The sequence below is a fragment of the Streptomyces sp. V3I8 genome, assembly GCF_030817535.1.
Classification (GTDB): Bacteria; Actinomycetota; Actinomycetes; order Streptomycetales; family Streptomycetaceae; genus Streptomyces.
This window is the reverse complement of sequence record NZ_JAUSZL010000002.1, coordinates 8289808-8312949: the sequence shown is the minus strand read 5'-3', so window position 1 is coordinate 8312949 and position 23142 is coordinate 8289808. Positions and strand designations below refer to the sequence as shown.

Annotated in this window: 18 protein-coding genes; 6 read left to right on the top strand and 12 right to left on the bottom strand. The window is 72.3% G+C overall.

Annotated features, from left to right (window positions below; all coding sequences use genetic code 11):
• Positions 1–5 precede the first annotated feature (5 nt).
• Both QFZ75_RS36760 and glgB read left to right on the top strand, forming a co-directional pair.
• Positions 6–1415, top strand: coding sequence for a phosphotransferase (locus QFZ75_RS36760; protein ID WP_307543759.1), 1410 nt, complete (start codon positions 6–8; stop codon positions 1413–1415).
• A 19-nt stretch (positions 1416–1434) separates the two neighbouring features.
• Positions 1435–3705, top strand: a complete 2271-nt coding sequence (gene glgB, locus QFZ75_RS36755) for a 1,4-alpha-glucan branching enzyme (RefSeq protein WP_373466079.1) — start codon at positions 1435–1437, stop codon at positions 3703–3705.
• 187 nt (positions 3706–3892) lie between these two features.
• Here the strand turns inward: glgB and QFZ75_RS36750 are convergent, their stop codons facing one another.
• Both QFZ75_RS36750 and QFZ75_RS36745 read right to left on the bottom strand, forming a co-directional pair.
• Positions 3893–4573 carry a response regulator transcription factor gene (locus QFZ75_RS36750; protein ID WP_307543758.1) on the bottom strand — a complete coding sequence of 227 codons (681 nt, stop codon included), beginning with the start codon at positions 4571–4573 and terminating at the stop codon, positions 3893–3895.
• Positions 4570–5835, bottom strand: a complete 1266-nt coding sequence (locus QFZ75_RS36745) for a sensor histidine kinase (protein ID WP_307543757.1) — start codon at positions 5833–5835, stop codon at positions 4570–4572. The genes QFZ75_RS36750 and QFZ75_RS36745 overlap by 4 nt, the downstream gene beginning before the upstream one ends.
• 648 nt (positions 5836–6483) lie before the next feature.
• Between QFZ75_RS36745 and QFZ75_RS36740 the strand changes: the two genes are divergently transcribed.
• Positions 6484–7389, top strand: a complete 906-nt coding sequence (locus QFZ75_RS36740; RefSeq protein WP_307543756.1) for a Gfo/Idh/MocA family protein — start codon at positions 6484–6486, stop codon at positions 7387–7389.
• A gap of 11 nt (positions 7390–7400) precedes the next feature.
• Here the strand turns inward: QFZ75_RS36740 and QFZ75_RS36735 are convergent, their stop codons facing one another.
• From QFZ75_RS36735 to QFZ75_RS36725, 3 genes are all read right to left on the bottom strand, one after another.
• Complete coding sequence (locus QFZ75_RS36735) at positions 7401–7763, bottom strand: DUF4180 domain-containing protein (protein WP_307543755.1); 363 nt, start codon at positions 7761–7763, stop codon at positions 7401–7403.
• Between the two features lie 153 nt (positions 7764–7916).
• On the bottom strand, positions 7917–9377 hold the full coding sequence (locus tag QFZ75_RS36730; protein ID WP_307543754.1) for an MFS transporter: 1461 nt from the start codon (positions 9375–9377) through the stop codon (positions 7917–7919).
• A gap of 85 nt (positions 9378–9462) precedes the next feature.
• Positions 9463–10068: a TetR/AcrR family transcriptional regulator gene (locus QFZ75_RS36725; protein ID WP_307543753.1), complete on the bottom strand. Its 606-nt coding sequence runs from the start codon at positions 10066–10068 to the stop codon at positions 9463–9465.
• Between the two features lie 97 nt (positions 10069–10165).
• On the opposite strand from QFZ75_RS36725, the gene QFZ75_RS36720 reads away from it, so the two are divergent.
• A complete protein-coding gene (locus QFZ75_RS36720; RefSeq protein WP_307543752.1) occupies positions 10166–11185 on the top strand; it encodes a DMT family transporter in 1020 nt (339 codons plus the stop codon).
• Here QFZ75_RS36720 and QFZ75_RS36715 read toward each other — a convergent pair.
• Complete coding sequence (locus tag QFZ75_RS36715) at positions 11163–11819, bottom strand: LysE/ArgO family amino acid transporter (protein ID WP_307543751.1); 657 nt, start codon at positions 11817–11819, stop codon at positions 11163–11165. The genes QFZ75_RS36720 and QFZ75_RS36715 overlap by 23 nt on opposite strands.
• Positions 11820–11886: 67 nt before the next feature.
• Here QFZ75_RS36715 and QFZ75_RS36710 point away from each other — a divergent pair, with 67 nt between their 5' ends.
• Entirely contained in the window at positions 11887–12843 is a 957-nt protein-coding gene (locus QFZ75_RS36710; protein ID WP_307543750.1) for a LysR family transcriptional regulator ArgP, read from the top strand.
• A 66-nt stretch (positions 12844–12909) separates the two neighbouring features.
• On the opposite strand, the gene QFZ75_RS36705 is transcribed toward QFZ75_RS36710, so the two are convergent.
• Positions 12910–13443 (bottom strand): hypothetical protein, encoded by a 534-nt coding sequence (locus QFZ75_RS36705; protein ID WP_307543749.1) that lies wholly within the window; start codon positions 13441–13443, stop codon positions 12910–12912.
• Between the two features lie 521 nt (positions 13444–13964).
• Between QFZ75_RS36705 and QFZ75_RS36700 the strand changes: the two genes are divergently transcribed.
• Positions 13965–15257 (top strand): DUF4032 domain-containing protein, encoded by a 1293-nt coding sequence (locus tag QFZ75_RS36700; RefSeq protein WP_307543748.1) that lies wholly within the window; start codon positions 13965–13967, stop codon positions 15255–15257.
• Here the strand turns inward: QFZ75_RS36700 and QFZ75_RS36695 are convergent.
• The 5 genes from QFZ75_RS36695 to QFZ75_RS36675 all read right to left on the bottom strand — a co-directional run bounded on the left by QFZ75_RS36695 (position 15218) and on the right by QFZ75_RS36675 (position 22991).
• A complete protein-coding gene (locus QFZ75_RS36695; protein WP_307543747.1) occupies positions 15218–16066 on the bottom strand; it encodes a universal stress protein in 849 nt (282 codons plus the stop codon). The genes QFZ75_RS36700 and QFZ75_RS36695 overlap by 40 nt on opposite strands.
• Before the next feature lie 72 nt (positions 16067–16138).
• On the bottom strand, positions 16139–17356 hold the full coding sequence (locus QFZ75_RS36690) for an SGNH/GDSL hydrolase family protein (RefSeq protein ID WP_307543746.1): 1218 nt from the start codon (positions 17354–17356) through the stop codon (positions 16139–16141).
• A complete protein-coding gene (locus QFZ75_RS36685; protein WP_307543745.1) occupies positions 17353–19788 on the bottom strand; it encodes a glycoside hydrolase N-terminal domain-containing protein in 2436 nt (811 codons plus the stop codon). Before QFZ75_RS36685 ends, QFZ75_RS36690 begins: the two co-directional genes overlap by 4 nt.
• Positions 19789–19816: 28 nt before the next feature.
• Complete coding sequence (locus QFZ75_RS36680; protein ID WP_307543744.1) at positions 19817–21640, bottom strand: carbohydrate-binding protein; 1824 nt, start codon at positions 21638–21640, stop codon at positions 19817–19819.
• A gap of 166 nt (positions 21641–21806) precedes the next feature.
• Complete coding sequence (locus tag QFZ75_RS36675; protein ID WP_307543743.1) at positions 21807–22991, bottom strand: ROK family transcriptional regulator; 1185 nt, start codon at positions 22989–22991, stop codon at positions 21807–21809.
• Positions 22992–23142: the final 151 nt, after the last annotated feature.

Below are 23142 nucleotides of genomic sequence, written 5' to 3'. Positions count from 1 at the left end.
TCGTCATGCGCAAGGTCGTCTCACCCCGCCCCAGCGGCCACGCTCCGGCTCATCTGCTGACATCGCTCGCCGACATGCTCCGGGCGTGGCTGCCCGAACAGCGCTGGTTCGCGGGCAAGGGCCGCCGGGTCACGGAACTGACACTGCTTTCGGTGACAGAGCTGCACCCGGCGTGTCTGCACCTGCTGGTCTGCACCGGGCAGGGCTCCTCCCCGTCACGCCCCGGCGACTGCTACCAACTGCTCCTCGGCGTCGGGGACGTGCTGCCCCCTCGGCTGGCCCATGCCCGCATCGGACGGGCGAGCCGGGGGCCGCTGGCCGGCCTGACGGTGTACGACGCCCTCCAGGAACCGCGGTCGGCCGACCTGCTCCTGGAACGGCTGCGCACCGCGGGGACGGCGGGCCCCCTGCGGTTCGAGCGGGACCCGAAGGTGTCCGTCCCCACCGGTCTGGCACCGCGCCTCCTCGACGCCGAGCAGTCCAACTCCTCGCTGGTGTACGGCGACGCGTACATCCTCAAGGTCTTCCGGCGGGTCCAGCCCGGCATCAACCCGGACCTGGAGGTGCCCTGGGCCCTGGCCCGCCAGGGGTGCACCCGTGTCCCGGCCCCCGTGGCCTGGTTCCGGACCTCGGAGCCGCAGGCGGCGACGCTCGGTGTGCTCCAGCCGTTCCTGCCGGACGCCGTCGACGGGTGGACCCTGGCGCTCGAAGCGCTCACCGCGGGCCGGGACTTCACGGACGAGGCGTACGAGCTGGGGCGGGCGACCGCCGAGGTGCACGTCGCGCTGGCCGCGGCGTTCGCCCTCGGCGCGCCGGCCGGGCACGGGAGCAGGCGACTCGCGGCGGCGATGATCGAACGGCTGGACTCGACCGGTCGTGCGGTGCCGGAACTGCTCCCCTACGTCGAGGGGCTGCGGGGCGCCTTCGACGAGCTCGCCGCCCTCGACTCGGGCCGCCCGGTGCAGCGCATCCACGGCGACCTGCACCTCGGTCAGGTGCTGTGGGCCGGGGAGCGGTGGTCCGTCATCGACTTCGAGGGCGAGCCGGCGCGTCCCATCGCCGAACGCCGGCAGCCGCAGTCCCCCGTACGCGATGTCGCGGGGATGCTGCGCTCCTTCGACTACGCCGCCCGCAGCCGCCACCCGTGGCGCCCGGAGTGGGCGCGTCGCTGCCGGGACGCCTACTGCGCCGGGTACGCCGGCCAGGCGCGGTGGGATCCGCGCGCGCAGCCCGAGCTGCTGCGCGCGTACGAGACGGACCGGGCCGTGTACGAGGCCCTGTACGAGGCGCGGCACCGGCCCGACTGGCTGCCCGTGCCGATGGCGGCGATCGCCCGTCTGGCCCAGCAGCACCCTGCGTCATCCGGCGGTCCGCACACGCCGGTCCCTTCCTTCCACAGCGCTCAAGGAGGCTGAAAACGTGGCATCCCGGAATATCTCCGTACCCCTGACCCCGCCGCCGTCCAAGGACGTCGGACCTGCCGGGACGGGTCCGGTCGAGGCGGTGCCGGGCGGGCCCGGCGGGCACGAGCCGGTGTTCTCGCTGGAGGGGGCGGACCGGGAGCGGCTGCTGTCGGGGACCCATCACGACCCGCACGCGCTGCTGGGGGCGCATCCGGTGCCGGACGGCGTCGTCGTCCGTGCGCTGCGGCCGTTCGCCGAATCCGTGGCGGTGTCGCTGCCCGACGGGCTGCGGATGGTGCTGGACAGCGAGGGCGACGGCCTCTTCTCGGGGGTACTGCCCCTGGACTCCGTGCCCGAGTACACCCTGCTGGTCAGGTACGCGGGCGGTGTCGAGCTGGAGGTGGAGGACCCGTACCGCTTCCTGCCGGCGCTCGGCGAGCTCGATCTGCACCTGGTCCGGGAGGGCCGGCACGAGCAGCTGTGGCGGGCGCTCGGCGCCGAGCCGATGGAGCACCAGGGTGTGGCGGGCACCCGTTTCACGGTGTGGGCGCCGAACGCGCGGGGGGTGCGGGTCGCCGGGGACTTCACCTTCTGGGACGGCACGCAGTTCCCGATGCGCTCGCTGGGCGCGGCCGGGGTGTGGGAGCTGTTCCTGCCCGGTGTCGGCGAGGGCGCGCGGTACAAGTTCGAGATCACCTCCCGCCACGGGACCCGGTTCCTCAAGGCGGACCCGATGGCGCGCCGCACCGAGGTGCCGCCGGACACGGCGTCCGTCGTCACGGCCTCGCACTACGAGTGGAACGACGCGCACTGGCTGGCGCACCGTGGCGACCGGCCGGTGCACGAGGCGCCGTTCTCGGTCTACGAGGTGCATCTCGCTTCCTGGCGGCCGGGCCTGACCTACCGTCAGCTGGCGGAGGAGCTGCCCGCGTACGTCAGCGACCTCGGCTTCACGCACGTCGAGCTGATGCCGGTCGCCGAGCACCCCTTCGGCGGCTCCTGGGGCTACCAGGTCACCGGCTTCTACGCACCCACCTCACGCCTCGGCACCCCCGACGACTTCAAGTACCTCGTCGACGCCCTGCACCGGGCCGGCATCGGCGTGATCATGGACTGGGTGCCCGCGCACTTCCCCAAGGACGACTGGGCGCTGGCCCGCTTCGACGGGGAGCCGCTGTACGAGCCCGGGGACGACCGGCGTGCCGAGCATCCTGACTGGGGCACCTACGAGTTCGACTTCGACCGGGTGGAGGTGCGCAACTTCCTCGTCGCCAACGCCGTGTACTGGTGCGAGGAGTTCCACATCGACGGGCTGCGGGTCGACGCCGTCGCCTCCATGCTCTACCTCGACTACTCGCGCGAGGACGGGCAGTGGTCCCCCAACGCCTCCGGCGGCCGGGAGGACCTCGGCGCGATGGCGTTCCTGCAGGAGATGAACGCGACGCTGTACCGGCGGGTGCCGGGGATCGTGACCATCGCGGAGGAGTCGACCGCCTGGGAGGGGGTGACCCGCTCCACCGACTCCGGCGGTCTCGGCTTCGGGCTGAAGTGGAACATGGGCTGGATGCACGACTCGCTGGAGTACATCCGCCACGAGCCGGTGCACCGCAAGTACCACCACCACGAGATGACGTTCTCGATGGTGTACGCGTACAGCGAGAACTACGTGCTGCCCATCTCGCACGACGAGGTCGTGCACGGCAAGCAGGCGCTGGTGTCGAAGATGCCCGGCGACTGGTGGCAGCGGCGCGCCACCCACCGTGCCTACCTGGGCTTCATGTGGGCCCACCCCGGCAAGCAGCTCCTCTTCATGGGGCAGGAGTTCGCACAGGGCGCCGAGTGGTCGGAGGCGCACGGCCCCGACTGGGGACTGCTGGATCCGGCGTACGGGGCCGAGGCCGACCACCGGGGCGTCCGCAACCTCGTGCGCGAGCTCAACACGCAGTACCGGGCCACGCGCGCGCTCTGGGAGCGGGACACCTCTCCCGCCGGGTTCGCCTGGGTCGCCGGGGACGCGGCGGAGGACAACGTGTTCGCCTTCCTGCGGTACGCCGCCGACGGGTCGCCGCTGCTGGCCGTGTCCAACTTCTCGCCCGTGGTGCGGCACGACTACCGGCTGGGTGTTCCCGACCACGTGCCCGCCTGGCGGGAGGTCCTGAACACCGACGCGTCGTGCTTCGGCGGCAGCGGGGTCACCCGCACCGCGCCGGTCAAGGCGGACACGGAGGGGTGGCAGGGATGGGCGGCCTGCGTGCGGCTCACCCTGCCGCCGCTGGCGACGGTGTGGCTGCGGCCGGTCTAGGCCCTGCCGTCGCCCTCCCGCCCCCGGCCTCCGGCCCGCGGGACCCCCGAAGCACGCACCCCGCTCCGGGCTTCGCCCGGGCGGGGGTTCCACGGCGCCGCCCGGTCCGCACCGCCGGTACGGGACGGCATCGCACGGACGTCCGCCCCTCGTCGACGTCGTCCCGAGGCCGATTGCCGGTGCACGGTCAGGGCGTTGACCGAGTCACCTGCACCAGGCCGGTCCGGTAGGCGATGACGACCAGTTGAGCGCGGTCGCGGGCGCCCAGTTTCGCCATCGCGCGGTAGACGTGGGTGCGTACGGTCAGCGGGCTGATCGTGAGTGTCTCGGCGATCTCGGTGTTGGACTTCCCCTCGGCGGCCATGGCCATCGTCTCGCGTTCGCGGGCGGTGAGCCCCGACAGGTGCTGTGCTGATACGGGCAAAACCCCGGGGGCCGGTGTCATGAGGAAGTTGACGATCAGGGTACGGGTGGCGGTGGGGGACAGAAGGGCCTCGCCGGACGCCACCGTGCGCAGGCCGGCCAGCAGGGTGTCGGTGGTGACGTCCTTGCCCAGGAACCCGCTGGCACCGGCGTGCAGCGCCTGGGCGACGTACTCCTCGGTCTCGAACGTGGTCAGGATGAGGACGCGGGTCGCGGCCAGGTCCGGGTCCGCGCAGATGGCCGACGTGGCGGCCAGACCGTCCGTGCCCGGCATGCGGATGTCCATGAGGACGATGTCGGGGTGGTGGGCGCGGGCCAGGTCCACCGCCTCCGCGCCGTCGGAGGCTTCCCCGACCACGGTCATGTCCTCACAGGAGTCGATCAGCATCCGGAAGGTCGCCCGCAGCAAGGTCTGGTCGTCGGCGAGCAGCACCCTGATGGTCATGCCTGTTCTCCTGTTGGATCATCTGCGGCCTTCGGGGACGCTTCGGGTGCGGCGGACGGGAGCGGCAGGCCGGCCGCGACTTCGAAGCCGCCTCCCGGGCGGGGTCCCGCGCGGAATTCACCGCCGACGGTGTGGGCTCGTTCGCGCATGCCCATGATGCCGAAGCCCTGGCTCGGCTCGGCTGCGGCCGCATCGGGGGCGCCGTACGGTGCGTCGTTGGTGACCGTGATCAGCAAGCGGCGGTCCTTGTAGGCGAGATGTACGTGTGCCGAGTCCGCGGCGGCGTGCTTGGTGGCGTTGGTGAGCGCCTCCTGCACGATCCGGAACGCGGTCAGGTCCACCCCGGAGGTGAGCGGACGAGGCTCGCCCGTCGTGGTGACCGTGACGGTGAACCCCGCGGACGCACACGTCGACACCAGCTCGGGCAGGCGGGCGAGGCCAGGAGAGGGTTCCAGCGGTCCGGGGACCGGGGCGCCGTCGTGGCGCAGCAGTCCCAGCGTGGCCTTCAGTTCGCGCAGCGCGGAGGACGTGGTGCCGGTCAGGCCGGTGAGGATCTCCTTCGTCCGTTGCGGGTCGGTGAGCGCGAAGTGGGCGGCCGTGCCTGCCTGGGCGTTGGCGAGGGCCAGATGATGCGCCACGACGTCGTGCAGTTCGCGGGCGATGCGCATGCGTTCTTCGGTGGCACGCAGCCGTGCCTCCTCGTCCCGGGTCCGCTCGGCGTGTTCAGCGCGGGCCCGCATCGACGCCACGTAGGCGCGCCGCAGTCTCGTCATGCTGCCGGCGGCGAGCGGCAGCGACAGCCAGAAACAGTAGCCGATGGACCGTGGCACGGGGGAAGAGGCGTATGTCGGGTCGAAGACCGCTGACGTGGCCATCAGAGCCACTGCCGTGGTGACACCGTAAAAGCGTGCGGTCCTGAGCCCGGTGTGCGTGGTCAGCCAGTACAGCGCCCCCATGACGGGAGCCAGCAGCAGGGGGGTCAGCACGTACTCCAGCGCGGTGACGGCCACGATGCATACCGCGTTGACGACGGTGACGGTCCGCGGATGGCTCCGGTGTCTGAACAGAGCGAGACACGAGGCCCCCATCACGACCAGGACGGTGGTGTCACGCCGGGGCGGGGCGGCGCCGGGCCTGGTGAGACCACTGCCCACGACCGCGCAGGCCATCAGTACCAGGACCACGACCGCGTCGACGACACGAGGATGGCGGTCGGCGTACCGCTCGAAACGGTCGGTGTAACGCTCAGGACCGGTACTCATACCATTCTCCGGTCGGTGCTCCGGAACACGTCGCTGTCCCCGCGGACCGCTGCCGGGGCCGGTGTCAGGGCGATCGGTACGGCGGCGGTGACCGCGCCGGCTGCGGTGTTCGCAGGGGCGGTGATCCGCTCTCCGCTCGGCGCGACGAAAACGGTCCGGGCGGGCGCACCGTCGGCAGCGGTTGCGGGGAAACGTTGTGCCAGCAGGCCGAACGCCTTCCGGGACTCGATGCCCGGCGTGGCGAACCCCTTGCCGGACGCCTCCGGAGCCTTGAGAGCGCCGAGTCCGGTCAGGGCCAGGACCGCCGCCCGGATCGGAGCAACGTACCGACGTCGCCGAAAGGCCGGACGGCTTGCTCGGTGAAGAAATACGGCCACGGCAGGCGGTCTCCTCATGGAAGCTGGTCGGACCGCCCAGTTTCTCCGGATGCGGGCCTCCCTGTCGTCGTACGCCTGCTGGCAGTTACAGCTACTGAGAACGTAGTAGGGACCCGCCGTGCGCCGGTTCGGGATCCGGCCCCTGTGGGTACCCGCGAGGCCGGGCGCGCGCAGGGGCTGTTCCGTGTCACCACGGGCACGTCCGGTCGCGGTCGTTCGTTGCACGGTCGCCGCTCCCCGACCGTGATCCCGTAGCGCAGATTGGACTTCCGTGGCCGACATCATCCCTTCCTCCTGGCCCCACTCCCCCGTCAAGGTCGGCCTGGTCGGCGCCGGTCCCTGGGCGCGCGGGGTGCACGCGCCCGTGCTCGCCGCCGGGCCCGAGACCGAGCTGACGGCGGTGTGGGCACGGCGTCCGGAGGCGGCGCGGGAGACCGCCGAGCCGTACGGGGCGCTCGCCGTGGCGCGTTTCGAGGAGTTGCTCGACCGGTGCGAGGCGGTGGCCTTCGCGGTGCCGCCGGACGTCCAGGCGGACCTCGCGGGCCGCGCGGCGAAGGCCGGCAAGGCCCTGCTGCTGGAGAAGCCGATCGGGCTGGACGTGCCGTCCGCGCGACGGCTGGTCGACGCGATCGACGAGGCCGGGGTCGTCTCGCAGGTCGTCCTCACCAACCGGTACCACCCCGTGGCGCGGGAGTTCCTGCGGGCCGCGCGGGGCATCGAGGTGGCGGGCGCCCGGTCGGCCTGTCTGGGCGGGGCCTTCCTCGGCGGCGACTTCGCGACCCCCTGGCGCCTGGAGCACGGCGCGCTGCTGGATCTCGGACCCCACGTCCTGGACCTGCTGGACGCCGCCGTGGGGCCCGTCGTACGGGTCCGCGCCAGTGGCGACCCGCGCCGGTGGGTGGAGTTGATCTGCGAGCACGAGAGCGGTGCGGTCAGTCAGGCCTCGCTGTCCGGGTCGGTCGTCGTGGAGCCCGGGATCATGCGGATCGAGCTGTTCGGGCCGCGGTCCGGGCTCGTGTACGACGCCGCCGGCCTCGACCACGACGAGTGCTGGCCGGTGCTGCGCCGGGACTTCGCCACCGCCGTGCGGACGGGAGTCCCCGGCGAGCTGGACTCCCGGCGCGGCCTCTACCTGCAGGAGCTGATCGCGCGGGCCGCGGCGGACATCGACGGCTGAGCCCTTCGTCCTCAGCCGCCCAGCCGCCGCGCCAGCTCGTCGGTGTCGGCGACGAACCAGGTCTGCTGTCCGCGGTTGCACTCGCGGACGAAGTCGCGCAGCGCGGAACTGCCGGCCGTGTGGTGGGAGATGTCCCCGAGGACCACGAGCCCGAGGCGGTAGTTCGCGAACTTCTGGACGATGTCGCCGGCGACGCGCGTGCTCAGCCGGAAGAACGTCCCGTCCAGCCGCGCGGCGGGCACGACGGCCCACCGCGCGCCCTGGTAGGAGGCCTCGCCGATGACGTCCAGGGCGTCGCGTTCGCCGCCGATGGGCTCGCCCTCGGCGGCGCACAGGAAGACGGGCACGTCATGGATCGTCCGCAAGATGTTCATGAAGGACGAGGCTAGTTCCGTACGCGGCCGAGAGCGACGGGATTCCCGGGAGACGTGGGCTCTCCGGGCACTCCCGGCCGGTCGGAGTCTTCCGGTCGGCCGGACGCTTCCGACCGGCCGGACGCTTCCGACCGGTCAGGCGCTTCCCGTCGGTCAGGCGCTCGCGCCGTAGCGGCGCAGCGCCGGCATCGTCGCGGCCAGCACCAGCATGGACACGACGACGAGCAGACCGCCGCCCGCGACCGCCGTACGGGCGCCCAGTGCCGATCCGGCCGTGCCGTGCAGTACGTCGGCCAGCCGCGGACCGCCCGCCACGACGACCGTGAAGACGCCCTGCATGCGGCCCCGCAGCTCGTCGGTGACGGCGGAGAGGAGGATGGCTCCGCGGAAGACCATGGAGACCATGTCGGCGACTCCCGCGGCGGCGAGGAACGCCACGGCCACCCAGAGGTTGGCGCTCAGCCCGAACCCGGTGATGGCCACGCCCCAGGCGATCACGGCGACGATGACCATGAGGCCGTGCCGGCGGGCCCCGGAGAAGGTGCCCGACACCAGTCCGCCGAGCACCGCGCCGATGGGCACCGCCGCGAACAGCAGGCCGAGCGCCACGCCTTCGTCGTACGACGTGTACGTCTGCGCGGCGAGCTGGGGGAAGAGGGCGCGGGGCATGCCGAACACCATGGCGATGATGTCGGCGAGGAAGGACAGCAGCAGTACCTGGTTGAGCGAGATGTAGCGGAACCCCTCCGCGATCCCCCGCAGCCCGGCCCGGCCGGCCCGCGCCGCGGCGGTGGCCAGGGGCGGCAGCGCGGGCAGGCGGTAGACGGCCCACACGGTGACGCACAGGGCCACGGCGTCGATCAGATAGAGCTCGGCCAGGCCCACCACGGGGATGAGCGCTCCGGCGAGCAGCGGGCCGGCGACCAGGCCGGTCTGCATGACCGTCGAGCCGAGCGCGTTCGCCGCGGCCAGTTCCTCCTTGGGTACGAGCCGGGCGATGGAGGCCTGGCGGGCCGGGGAGTTGAGGCCGAAGAAGGCCTGCTGGAGGGCGAGCAGCAGCATCAGGACGGCGACCGAGGCGAGTCCGGTGACGGCCTGGACCCAGAAGAGCAGGGAGGTGACGGCGATACCGGTGTTGGTGACGAGGAGGAGCTTGCGCCGGTCCACGGTGTCCGCGATCGCACCGCCCCAGAGCGCGAAGACGACGAGGGGCAGCAGTCCCGCGAAGCTCGCGTAACCGACCCAGGCCGAGGACCCGGTGATGTCGTAGATCTGCTTCGGCACGGCGACGGCGGTGAGCTGGCTGCCCACGGCGGTCACGATGGTCGAGGACCAGAGGCGGCGGTACGCGGGCCTGCGCAGCGGCCGGGCGTCCATGGCCCAGCGGCGCCATCCGCTCCTCCCCCGGTCCGCCGGGACCCCGGGGTCCGCGGCTTCCCCGGGGTCCGCGGCTTCCCCGGGATCCGCGGCTTCCCGGGGATCCGCGGGGTCGGCCGTGGCCGCCGGCACCGGTCCCGCCGGTCCGGCGTCCTCGGTGTGCCGCTCCGCGATGTCGTCCGCACTGCCCTTGCTGGTGTCCACGCCCGTCCCGACCACTTTGATTGCTCGATACATCTTTCGATCAGGGGTTCACTATCGCCGATGCGGAGCGGTCTTCGTGCGGTGGGTCGGTACGTGGACCGGAGGGGCGCCCGGCCGGTCAGTTCGCGGGCGCCCGGCCGACGGCGCCGTCGAGCAGGACCGCCGCCTGCTCGCGGGCCTGCTCCAGCGCTCCGGGGAAGATGCGCAGGCCGAAGGCGACGAGCGCGCCCTCGTGGAGCAGCATCAGGGCGCGGCCCAGCGTGTCGGCCGAGGCGGGTGCGAGCGGGCGCACGAGGTCGGTGAACAGGGTGAGCATCCACCGCTTCTGGCCGGTGATGATCGCGTACGCCGGGTGGGAGGGATCGTCGATCTCCGCGTGGGCGTTGACCATGCCGCAGCCCCTGGGGCTGTTCTCGTCCATCCACTCGTGCGACACGTCGAAGACGGTCAGGACACGGCCGCGCGGCGACGGGCAGGCGTCGAGGCGTTCGGCGAGGCGGGCACGCCAGCGTTCGTCGCGGTCGGCGAGGTACTCGACGACGATCTGGTCCTTGGAGCCGAAGCGGTCGTAGAGCGTCTTCTTGGTGACGCCCGCCTCCGCCGCGATCAGATCGACGCCGACCGCGTGGATCCCGCGCTCGTAGAACAGCCGCCCCGCCGCGGCCAGGGCACGGCGTGCGGCAGGGGTCATCGGTACTCGGCGGGGTGCGTCCGTGGCGCTCATCCGCCCATTGTAGACCGATCTGTATACTCGGTTCCTATGGGTATACAGATCGGTATACTTCTGAGTCCGCCAGCCACCTCGGGAGGTGTGCGGAGCCGTGAACATTCTTCTGTCGGTCGCATTCGTGGGGGCCTGGAGCTCCGGTTTCATCGGAGCCAAACTCGGGTCGGGCAGTGCCTCGGCGGTCACGCTCCTCATGTGGCGCTTCCTCCCGCTGGCCCTCGCCCTCGGCGTCGTCGCCCTGACCGCCGCCCGTTCCTCCTGGCGCGGGCTCGGACCCCGTGAGCTGCTGCGGCAGGCCGTCGTCGGACTGCTGTCGCAGAGCGGCTACCTCCTGACCGTGTACTACGCGATCGAGCTGGGCGTCTCCAGCGGGACGACGGCCCTCATCGACGGCACGCAGCCGCTGGTGGCCGGCGCGCTGGCCGGGCCGCTGCTGGGTGTGGCGGTGTCGCGCACCCAGTGGCTCGGGCTGGGCCTGGGCGTGGCGGGGGTGGTCGTCGTCACCGCGGCCGACGCGGGTGCCGCGACGGGCGTCGCGTGGTGGGCGTACCTCGTACCGTTCCTCGGCATGCTGAGCCTGGTCGCGGCGACGTTCCTGGACCGCCGGTCCCGCACGGACGTCCGCCCGATGGTGTCGATGACGGTCCACGCCGTGACCAGCGCCGTCGTGTTCACCGTGCTGGCGGCCGTCACCGGAGGCCTGACGCCACCGGCGGACGGTTCCTTCTGGACCGCGGTGGTGTGGCTCGTGGTGCTTTCCACGTTCGGCGGGTACGGGCTGTACTGGCTGATCCTGCGGCGCTCCGGGGTGACCGAGGTCAACACGCTGATGTTCCTGATGGCCCCGGTCACGGCCGTGTGGGGCGCGCTGATGTTCGGCGAGCACTTCGGTACGCAGACAGTGGCGGGGCTCGCGCTCGGACTGCTGGCCGTCGCCGTCGTGCACCACGGGGGCCGCCGGGACCGGGACCAGGACCGGGATCCGGACAGGAATCAGGACCAGGACCAGGACCAGGATCGGGATCGGGATCGGGATCGGGATCGGGATCGGGGTGACGGTCGGCACCGGCACCCCGCGCCGGCGGAGGCGCTCACGCCCCGGCGATCAGCGTGACCCCGAGCACGATCATCGTCGCGGCGATCAGGGCGTCCAGCACCCGCCACGCCGACGGCCGGGCCAGCAGCGGGCCGAGCAGCCGGGCGCCGAAGCCGAGCGCGGCGAACCAGACCAGGCTGGCGGTCACCGCGCCGAGGCCGAAGGTCCAGCGCCAGGGCCCGCGGTCGGCGGCGATGGAGCCGAGCAGGAACACGGTGTCCAGATAGACGTGCGGGTTCAGCCAGGTCATCGCCAGGCAGGTGAGTACGGCCCGCCGCCGCGAGCCGGGCGCCCCGGCCGTCCCCGCCGGTCCGGCGGCCCCCGCGGCCCCGGCGCCTTCGGCCTCCATGCCCAGCTCCGCGGGCCGCAGGACCCGCCGCGCGGCGAGGCACCCGTACCCGATCAGGAAGACGCCGCCGATCAGCGCGACCGCGGTCAGCACCGACGGCCAGGCCACCACGACCGCGCCGACCCCGCCGACGCCCAGCGCGATGAGCACCGCGTCGGACAGGGCGCAGATGCCCACCACCGCGAGCACCGCGTCACGGCGGACGCCCTGGCGCAGGACGAAGGCGTTCTGGGCGCCGATGGCGACGATCAGGGAGAGGCCGGTGCCGAACCCGGCGGCCGTGGCGGTCAGAGCGCTGTTCACGGCGTCCACGTTAGGAAGCGGGCCAGGGAGAAGTACAGCTAAAGATTCTTACGTATCCTTAGCGTTCGTGATGACCGACCTGCCGCTCGACCAGGTGCGGACCCTGCTGGCCGTCGTGGACGAGGGCACCTTCGACGCCGCGGCCGCCGTGCTGCACGTGACGCCGTCCGCGGTGAGCCAGCGGGTCAAGGCCCTCGAACAGCGCACCGGGCGCGTGCTGTTGCTGCGTACGAAGCCGGTCCGGCCGACCGAGTCCGGTGAGGCGGTCGTGCGTTTCGCGCGCCGGCTCGCCGGTCTCGAGCGCGACACACGGGCCGAGCTGGGCATGTCCGGCGCCGGGGAACCGACCCGGCTGTCGATCGCGGTGAACGCCGACTCGCTGGCGACCTGGTTCCTGCCCGCGCTCACGCGCGTGCCCGGGGATCTGCCGCTCTGCTACGAGCTGCGCCGCGAGGACCAGGACCACACGGCCGCGCTGCTGCGGGAGGGGCTGGTGATGGCGGCCGTCACCTCGTCGCCGGAGGCGGTGGCGGGCTGCTCCGTCCACGGCCTCGGGCGCATGCGGTACGTGCCGGTGGCGAGCCCGTCCTTCGTGGGGCGGTGGCTCGGCGGACGGCCCGGCACACCGTTGCGGGAGGTCCTGGGCGACGTGCCGGTGGTCGCCTTCGACCGGCGGGACGATCTGCAGGACGCGTTCGTCCGCACGCTGCTCCACGGCGGCGAAGCGGCCCGGGGCACGCCGCACGGCCGTCGCGGCGCGAGTGCGGTGCGGCACCTGGTGCCGACGTCGGAGGGGTTCGTCGGGGCCGTCGCCGCCGGAATGGGCTGGGGCATGGTCCCCGAGGTGCAGGCGGACCCGCTGCTGCGGGCGGGACGGTTCGTGCGGCTCGCGCCGGACCGGCACATCGACGTTCCGCTGTTCTGGCAGCAGTGGAAGCTCGACTTCCCGGCCCTGGCGGCCGTCGCGCGGGCCGTGACGGCGGAAGCGGCGGAGGCACTGGACCACGACGCCCGGACCGGCTGAGCACGGGCCTCCCAGCGACCTCCCGGGGTCCCGGACGTCCCGGCAGGCCGGACCGCGTGGAGCGCGTCACGAGGCCGGGCCCGGCCCCGCCTCCCGCTCCAGGAAACTGATCACCTGGTCGGCGAGACTGTCCACGGCCGAGTCGGTACGGGCGCCGACGCCGACGGACGAGTCGTGCACACCGATGCCGCCCGACCAGAGGTAGCGCTCGGTCCACTCGTCGTCGACCTTCAACTGGACCTGGACGTCCACCAGGGAGAGGCAGCCCTCCGGCGCGGCGGCGTACAGGACGGAGGTGACCCGGCGCAGCGGGTAGACGTCGAAGCCCTCGATGAACTGGGAGTTGCGCCAGTCCAGGAAGGCGCTTTCGCCGTCGCTTCCGGTACGGATGTCGAGTTGGCCGTCTTCGAGGTGAATACCGAAGTGTTCCGTCGCACGGTTCTCGACGGTCACCCGGAACCGGAAGTAGACCAGCCCTTCGGCGGCGTCGTCCCGCCCGCGTGACGGCTCGGCCTTTTCCAGGCCGTGGACGCGGACGCGCAGGCCGGCATGCCCGTCGTCGTACTCCTGCCAGTCCCCGACCACATTCGGTTCGTACACGGTCCACCTCTCGACCTCAGAGGGCTGCTTCCTATCTCTGCGGGCGACGAGGTGTCAAATGCGCGGAATGGGCACTGGCCAGGGATTTCGCCCCAGTTGATCGACGATCAAGCCGTGCGCAGCCAGAACCTGCACCCCAGGCGCCACGGCCGCCGCCCCGGGGTGCTGCACATCACGTCCTACGACCGGCGCCGGCGAGGCCGTCCCGGGCGGTCCGGACGGCGCGCGCCGGGCGGTGTGTTCGAATCGGTACGCCAAGGTCGCGGGCCGGGAAACCCTCCCTCTTCCTCCCCCCTCCCGCCTTTTCCTCCCTCCCGCACTTCCGCTCCGAATTTCGGCGTCGACCAATTCGGAATCCTTTTTTCAGGTGTGCGAAGCCGATTCCGGATCTCCCGGCGCGACCGCCCTCCGCGGACAGGCCGGACCGTCGTGTTGACGAAAGGGCCGTCCAGGTGCGGAGATGCTCCTGCGAGACGCACGACGCGACATGACGGACGACCGTGAGGCAGGGCACGCGAGCGATGGCATTGCAGATCAGCGCCACCAACCCGGAGCACCCCGCGCTCCTGCTCGACCTGCCCTGGGACGTACCCCTGGAGGAGTGGCCCGAGCACCTTCTGGTCCCGCTGCCGCGGGGCATCTCACGGCACGTGGTGCGGTACGCGCGCGCCGGCGCGGAGGTCGTGGCGGTCAAGGAGCTCGCGGAGCGGCCCGCGCTGCGCGAGTACGAACTGCTGCGCGGTCTCGACCGGCTGAACATCCCGGCGGTCGACCCGCTCGCCGTGGTCACCGGCCGCACCGACGGGGCGGGCGAGCCGCTGGAGTCCGTCCTCATCACCCGGCACCTGGGCGGCTCGATGCCCTACCGGTCGATGTTCGAGACGACCATGCGGCCCGCCACCATGCACCGGCTCATGGACGCGCTGGCCGTGCTGCTGGTCCGGCTGCACCTGGCGGGGTTCGCCTGGGGCGACTGCTCGCTGTCGAACACGCTGTTCCGCCGGGACGCCGGGGCGTACGCCGCGTACCTCGTCGACGCCGAGACCGGCGAGGTGCACCCGCAACTGAGCCCCGGGCAGCGGGAGTACGACCTCGATCTGGCACGGGTCAACATCAGCGGGGAGCTGCTGGACCTGGAGGCCTCCGGCGCGCTGCACCCGTCGGTGGACCCGATCGAGTTCGGCAGGGAGATCTGCCGGCGCTACGAAGGGCTGTGGCAGGAGCTCACCCGGACGTCGGTGTACCCGGCGGGCAAGCACCACTACATCGACCGCCGGATCCGGCGCCTCAACGAGCTCGGCTTCGACGTCGCCGAGATGCAGATCGGGCACTCCCCGGACGGCGACACCGTCACGTTCGTGCCGAAGGTCGTCGACGCCGGGCACCACCAGCGTCAACTGCTGCGCCTGACGGGGCTCGACACCGAGGAGAACCAGGCGCGGCGCCTGCTGAACGACCTGGAGAGCTGGATGGCCACCCAGGACGACCACGCCCCGGGCGACCCCCTGGCCGCCCGGCCGGAGGTGCTGGCCCACCGGTGGGTCCGGGACGTCTTCCGGCCCACCGTGCGGGCGATACCCCCGGACCTGCGCGGGTCCATGGATCCGGCCGAGCTCTACCACGAACTCCTCGAACACCGCTGGTACCTGTCCGAGCGGTCGCAGCACGACCTCGACCTGGACGCCGTCGTCGAGGACTACGTCACCACCATCCTGCCGAAGGTGCGGGACACGCTGTCGCCCCCGGCGGACGCCGAGGAGGACGCGGGGACCGCTCAGGCCGGCGGGACGACCGCGACCGGGGAGGGCGCGTGATGGACGACCGCGTGGGCGACCGAGCCGATCCGTGAGCCCACGGCCGAGCGGTGCGCGCGCCGGCCGACCACCATCAGCTGGGCCCGCGCCGCCACCGACAGCAGCACCTCGCCCGCGCTGCCCATCTCGACGTGCTCCGTCACCTTGACCTCGGGGAACCGCTCCAGCCACGGCCGCAGCGCTTCGGCGAGCGCCTTCCTCTCGTACTGTTCCAGGCCACCGGCCTCGTCGGCGAGCGCCAGCGAGCCGGGGCTGTAGGTGAAGACGGTGGGCAGGGCCCAGGCCCGTACGACACGCAGGGCGGCGCCGCGTGCCAGCGCCGCCCCGAAGGCGAATTCCAGCGCGGCCGCGCTGTCGCCGGGGCCGCCCTGCTGTCCGACGACGATCTCGCGGCCCGCCGCCTCCGACTCGGCCCGGTCACCGGCGCGTACGAGCACGACGGGCCGCGTCGAGCCGGCGATGACCTGCTGGCCGACGGAGCCGAGCAGGAAGCCGACGATCGCGCCGTGGCCGCGCGAGCCGAGCACCAGCGTCCCGGCGTCCGCGGCGGCGGCGATCAGCGCCTCGACCGGGTCGCCGTCGAGGAGGTCGGTGGTCACCGTCAGGCCGCGATGGTGTCCGGCGACGTCGCCCGCGGTCCGCACCAGCGCCTCCCGGACGTCCGCCGTCCGGTCCTCGGCGTCGGACTTCTCCCGGGCGTGCACGATGCGCAGCGGGAGCGAGCGGCGTACCGCTTCCCTGGCCGCCCAGTGCACGGCGGCCAGGGATTCGGCGGAGCCGTCTGCTCCCACGGTGATCGGGCGGGTCATGTGGTGGCCTCCGTAGCGTGGTCGAGGTGCCCACGCTACCGAGCGGTCCCGCACGCACGCACGGCGGTGCCGTCAGCCGGCCGTGGCGCCGCGGTCGCAGCGCAGGCCGTCGAGGTCGACGGAGTCGGCCATCGCCTGCATTCCCTTGTCGTTGGGGTGCAGGTGGTCGCCCCCGTCGAAGACGGGGAGGATCCGTTCGTGGTCGTAGGGACTGCGCAGGACGCGGTCGAAGTCGGTGACGGCGTCGAACTCACCGCTGTCCCTGATGAACTCGTTGACCTCCTGTCGTACGGACTCGGCGGCGGTGTCCCATTCGGACCAGCCCTTGAAGGGTGCGACGGTGGCGCCGACGACGCACATGCCCGCCTCGTGCGCGCGGGCGACGACCTCGCGGTAGCCCGCGACCAGGTCCGCGGCCGTGACGCCCGTGTGCGCCTTGATGTCGTTGACGCCCTCGAAGAGGACGACCGTACGGACGCCCGGGTGGGACAGCACGTCACGGTCCAGCCGGTTGAGGGCGCTCTGCCCGGCGCCGTCCGCAAGGACCTTGTTCCCGGAGATCCCCTCGTTGGCGACTCCCGCGACCGGGCCGCCGGCCGCCCGGAGCCGGCGGGCGAGGTAGTCGGGCCAGCGGCGGTTCAGGTCGCCGGTGGACTGCCAGCCGTCGGTGACGGAGTCCCCGAGCGCGACGACCGCTCCGACGTCGGCCGGTGTCCGTACGGTGACCGCGTCGAGGTAGAACCAGGAGCCGGTGCGCTCGGTCCAGTTCGCCGCCCCCTCCTCCCCGGTGTGGTCGCCGGTGGCGGCGTACGACGTCTGCATGGCCATGCCGTGGCCGGTCGCCGGACCGCCCGCCGCCCGTGTGTGCACGCTGACGACCAGGTCGGCCGCGGCGGGCAGCCGACCCGGCAGCGGGTCGCTGTACGCGGTGGCGCCGGCCGGGACCGTGACGGACCGGGCACCGCCGAAGGTCAGCCGCCGGTTGCTTCCGGGGACCAGCTCCGCGCCCGACCGCCGCAGGCCCGCGTAGACGCTGTCGAAGGTCACCGGCCGGTCCCCGAAGGCGTTGGAGAGTCTGACGCGCAGGTCGTCCCCCGCCACGCTGGTGCGCACGACCAGTCGGTAGCTGCGGTCGGGCACGGCGTCCCCCGTCCGGTCCGCGCTCGCGCCCCAGGTGACCACGTCGTGGCGGGCGGCGGGCCCCTGGGCGGTCGCCGCGGGGGCCCGGACGGCGGCGGCGCACACCAGCAGCGTCACGAGAGCGCCCGCACGGGCGAGCCGGGCCGTCATCGGGCGAAGTCCCGCAGGGTGACGGACGCGCCGGGCTTCAGGGTCACCGTGCGGGAGGTGTCCCCGTACGTGACCGTGGTCGTCCGGCCGCCGACGCTGCGGATCCGTGCCTGTTCCGGTCTGCCGTCGCGCCAGCGCAGGTCGACGACGAAGCCTCCCCGGGCGCCGACCCCCGTGACGGACCCGGACGCGGCCCACGCCTCGGGCAGGGCGGGCAGCAGTTCGAGGTGGCCGGGGCGGGAGTACAGGAGCATCTCGATCATCGCCGCCGGGGTGCCGAAGTTGGCGTCGATCTGGAAGATGCCGCGGCCCTTCTCGACCTCGTAGATGTCGAAGAGGTTCGGCGCCGTGCCGTTGCCGCCGCCGGTCGAGGGGCGGAGGTTGTTGACGACCAGCTGATAGGCCTTCTCCGCGTTCTTGAGGCGGGCCCAGCACAGGCTGCGCCAGGCGTTCGCCCAGCCGAAGCTCTCCATGCCGCGTGCGGTGAGCAGGGCCGTCGCGCCCTCGACGATCTCGGGTGGGGTGGAGTCGTCAGGCCGGATGCGGTCACCGGGGAAGAGTCCGACGAGTGGGGACAGGTGCCGGTGGGTGGTCTCGCCGAGGTTGTCGGGCGACATCCACTCCTCCAGCCAGCCCGTCTTCGGGCTCACCCCGGGCAGGTACAGCCGCTCCTGGAGGCCGGCGACCGTCTTCGCGTAGGCGGTGTCCTTCTTCAGCTCGGCCGCGGCGGTGCGGTAGTTGGCGAACAGGGCCCACACCAGTTCCTGCGCGTAGGTGATGCCCTTGGCGTCGAGCGGGCCGTGCTCGGGCGACCAGTCGCTGTCGGCGACGAGCACCTCTTTCGAGGTGCCGGGGAGGGTCGTGGTGACGAGGCGTGCCTCCCAGAACTCGCAGGCGCCCTTCAGGAGCGGGTAGATCCTCGCCAGGTGCGCGCGCGAACCGGTGAACTCGTAGTGTTCCCACAGGGTGGTGCACAGCCAGGCGTTGCCCGCCGGGTGCCACCACCAGCCGTTGCCGCCGTGGATGTTGGTGGAGACGGCGACCGTCCAGCCGGCGGTCCTCCCGGTGGAGTTGCGGTAGCGGTTGCGCGGGTCGTCGAAGAGATCATGGGTGAGCTTCGTCCAGGACGGGAGCTGGGCGAGGCAGTAGTCGGTGAGCGCGTCGAAGCACGGGGACAGGCCCGCCCGGTCGGCCATCCAGTAGTTCATCTGGAGGTTGATGTCCGTGTGGTAGTCGCCCATCCAGTCCGGGTCGTTGCCGTCCAGCCACAGGCCCTGGAGGTTCAGCGGGAGACTGCCACGGGATCCGGAGATCATCAGGTAGCGGCCGAACTGCAGGTAGGCCGCCTCCAGTTCGGGATCGGGCACGTCGTCGCGGGCACGTGCCCGGATCCGCTCCCAGGTGTCCAGGGAGCGCTGTTCGTCGGACGACGTACCGAGGGATATCTCCAGCTGCTCGAACAGGGCCCGGTGGTCGGCGGCATGGGTGCGCAGGAGCGTGTCCGCCGAGTGGGCCGACGCGGCGGCGACCTTCGTACGGGCCAGCCGCTCGGGGTCGAGGGACGGGTCGCGGTAGTGGGCCGAGGCGTCGGGCGCGTAGTTCGTACCGCCGCTCACCACCACGGTGAGGTCCCGGCAGCCCGAGAAGTCGATCCGCGCACCGTTCACCCGGACGCTGCCGCCGCTGCCGTAGGCCTTCACGGCCGCCCCGTAGCGCAGGCCGTTCGGGAAGGCGGCGCCGAAGGACTGCGTGCCCTTCGTCGTCTCGCCGTGGGTGCCTTCGAGTGTGACGCTGCCGGTGTGGTGACCGCCGCCGCTCTGTGTGAAGTGCAGGACGACCGCGTCGTCGGGACGGCTCGCGAAGACCTGTCGCCCGTACGTGATCCCGGAGCGCACGTACGACGTGGTGACCACGCCCTGGGCGAGGTCCAGCGTGCGGCGGTAGCCGGAGACGGCCGACAGGTCGTGGTCCGGGAGGTCGACGGTGAGGCGGGCGAGCAGGGTGAACGAGCCGAACCGCTCACGGTCGTAGGGGAACTGGCCGTCGGCGTCGAGGGTGTCGTTGAGGCCGCCGGTCCACATCGTGGCGTCGGTGATCAGGAGGAGTTCGCGGCCGGGGTCGTTGCTCGCGAGGGCGCCGAGCCGGCCGTTGCCGACGGGCAGGCCCTGTTCGATCATCGAGTGCTCGTCGGCGGGCGCCCGCCACCACAGCCGGTCGCGCGAACTCCCCTTCAGGGGCGGCGTTCCGGTGGGCCGTCGTGGTGCCGCCGTCGCGGTGAAGGCGGGCAGGCCGCCGAGGGCCGTGGCGGCACCGGCCGCCGCGGCGAGGGAGAGGAGTCTTCGTCTGCTGGGTCCGGTCGTACCGGGTCCGGTCGTGTCAGGTCCGGTCGTGTCAGGTCCGGTCGCGCCGGGTCCGGTCGGGGTGCTGTCCATGGTGCGCTCCTGGGGAAGAGAACGGCGGTCAGGACGACTTGGGTACGTCGATGCGGTCGATGTCCGGGGCGTAGCCGGATCCGCTGTCGAAGGTGATCGTGTTGGCGCCGGCCCTGAGCGTCACGGGCACACTGACGGTCTCGGCGGTCCCCCAGTCCCCGGTGGAGGGGAACCTGTGACTCGTCGGGCCCTTTCCGTTCGCGGAGACCTCGACCGAGCGCGGGTCACCGCTGACGTAGGCGACCTTCACCTGGTAGGTGCCGGCCTTGTCGACGTGGACGTCGTCGAAGCGGAGCGAGCCGCCGGCGTAGAGGTTGCCGACCTTGTGGCCGCCCGAGCAGGCGGAGCAGTCGGCGACGGAGGCGTTGCCGCCGAGCGTGTTGCCGGCGGCCTCGGCCTCATGACCGGTGGTGGTGAGCGCGGCGCCGCGCGGGGTCACGGTGAAGAGCCGCGAGCCGTGGGCGGGCAGTGCCTGGGTGACCTTGTCCTTGTGGGCGCCGAGGTTCTCGCGGTTCCACAGGTCGCGTACGGCGGCCTTGCCGGTGAAGCCGAGGGCGGCCCAGTCGGCGGTGACGGCGGCGGGTGCGTCGGCGAGGTTGAACAGGGCGACGGTGTAGCTGCCGTCGGCGTTCTTCGCGGCCCACACCTGCTGGGGGTCGGAGGGGGTGACCGGGCGGGCCGGGGGTGTACTGCCCTGGTTGAGGGCGATGACCTCGCGGTTGGTCAGCAGCGACAGGCCGTAGGGGTCGAGCTTCGTCAGGTCGTCACCGGTGTAGAGCGGGGACTTGGCGATGGCCCAGAGGGTCGCGTAGCTCTGGCGTTCCGCCTTGGTGAGACCGTCCATGTCGCCGTTGCCGACGTCCAGGGAGTCCAGGTCGTTCCAGCCGCCGGGGCCCGCGTGACGGGTCCAGCCGGGGGCGTCGTCCCAGCGGTCGTCGACCGAGTTCTCCCAGCTGACGAGGGTGTTGCAGTAGCACTCGACGTCGGTGTCGATGCGCCAGCCGTGGGAGTACTTCTTCCAGTCGGCGGCCCGGCCGATGTCCAGCGACCAGGAGACCTCCAGGTGGATGGGCCGGCCGGTGGCGGCGATGGCCTTCTGCCAGGCGGCGACGTCGGCGACGTTGTCGTACTGGTCGCCGTTCTTGCCGGATCCCGGTCCGACGCCGTCGAGCTTGAGGAAGTCGTAGCCCCAGTCGGCGAAGAGCCGGGCCTGCGAGTCGACGTACTTCTGCGTGCAGGGGTCGGAGAAGTCGAGTTTGTAGGCGCTGTCCCAGCCGTTGGTGGTGCGCAGGTCGTCGTGGACGATGTCGGCGGTCGTGCAGTCGCCGGCGTTCCAGATCGGCACCCCGCCCTCACCGTACGCCTCCTTCTCCAGGCCGACGGGCAGGTAGATGCCCGCCTTGAGGCCCTTGCCGTGGACGTGGTCGGCGACGGCCTTCATACCGCGCGGGAACCGCTGCGGGTCGGCCTTCTGACGGGCGTACGCGTCGAAGCCCGGCTTCCAGTCCTGGTCGCGCCACCATCCGGCGTCGAGGTTGACGTACTCGTAGCCGAACGGCTTGAGCCTGGCCGCCAGCGCGTCCGCCTGCTTGAGGACGTTCTTCTCGGTGAGGTAGCTGTAGTCGCCGTCGGGGTTGAGCCCGGGGTACTTCGAGGACTGCATGCTCCAGCTCGACCAGCCCATGTACGGCTCGGCCGCGAGGGCCGACGTACGCGCGACCGGGGTGGGAGAGGGGGTGGCGGCCCGCGCGGACGGGAGCGCCGCGGCCGTCGCGGCGGTCAGCGCCAGGACGAGGACGGCTCTCAGGGAACGGCGTGCGGGGGACATGGACGCGTACGAGGATGACCGCATGGGTCGGACCTCCTGTGATGGGTTCGGCTGTGCGGGGGGGGTGCCGTGAGGGGGTGGGACGCCGTGCGGGGGCAGGGTGTGCGGGTGCCGAAACCAGCACCCGTTACGGTTCGTCGACTTCCTTATGCAACAGAGCAGTTGACGTACCGTCACAACTTCCTGCGGCTCATCCCGTGCCGCGTACCGGGCCGCCGATGAAGGACTGGATCGCGGTCGCCGCGGCGCCGCGGGCCCACTCGTCGAAGGGCAGCGGCCGCGTCAGCAGATCGCAGCGGGCGGCGGTGCCGAAGGCGGAGGCGGCGAAGGCGTCGCGGATCTGCTCGGCGAACAGGTCGTACGCCGCCAGACCCTCGCCGGAGATGATCACGCGTTCGGGGCCCATGAGGTTGGCCACGGTCGCGATGGCCCGGCCGATCGCGTCGCCGGCCCGCGCGTAGACCGCCCGCGCGCCGGGGTCGCCGTGGCGGGCCAGGTCCACGGCCTGTGCCGCGTCGGCCACCGGGAGGCCCGTCGCCTCACGCACGGCGGTGACGATCGCGGGGTCGGCGGCGATGGCCTCGGCGCAGCCGCGGTTCCCGCAGTGGCAGGGCGGGCCCGCGGGGTCGATGACCACGTGCCCGATCTCGCCGGCCACGCCGTGCGCTCCCGAGACGACCTTGCCGTGCACGACCAGGCCGCAGCCGATGCCCGCGCCGACCGTGACGACGGCGAAGTCGGAGAGGCCGACACCCGCGCCGAACCACTGCTCGGCGACGGTCAGGGCCCGGACGTCGTTGTCCACGGTGACCGGCAGCCCGGTCGTCATCCCCACGAGCTCCGCGAGAGGCAGGTCGCGCCACTCCAGGAAGGGCGAGAGGCGGACCTCCCCCGCCGCCCGGTCCACGTCACCGGAGACGGCGACGCCGATCCCCTGGACCTGGACACCGAACCCGTCGGCCTCCGCGAGCAGTTCCTGCACGAGGTCGGCCAGGGCGGTCAGCACGGGCTGCGGCGCTCGGGCCCGCAGGGGCACATGCCGGGCGACCCGGATCCGGCAGCACAGGTCCGTCAGCACGGCGATGATCTCGTCGCCGGTCACCTTGACGCCGATGAACAGGGCTCGTCCGCCGTCGACCCGCACCGGGTTGGCGGGCCGCCCCAGCGAGGGACGGGCCTCGTCCCCGGCCTCCTCCACCAGGTAGCCGGCCTCGATCAGCGGCCGGACCGCCTTGGTGACGGCGGCCGCCGACAGCCCGGCCCGGCCGGCCATGTCGGACCGGGTGAGCGGGCCGTGGGAGAGCACGGTCGTGAAGATCTGGGCAGCGGCCGGCGTGTGGGCCGGGAACGCCTCGGTGCGAGGAGTCGAGCGCATGTCCGGAACCTAGGGCGATTCTTTTCCGTCGTCAATGAAAGAAGCAAAGATCGTTCGAAGAGTGCCTGAGGGGCGCCTTCACCTTGCGATCATGCGCGTCGACGGCGTGGTCCCGGACCGAACGAAGGGAGCGTCGGCGGGCGCGTCGGGG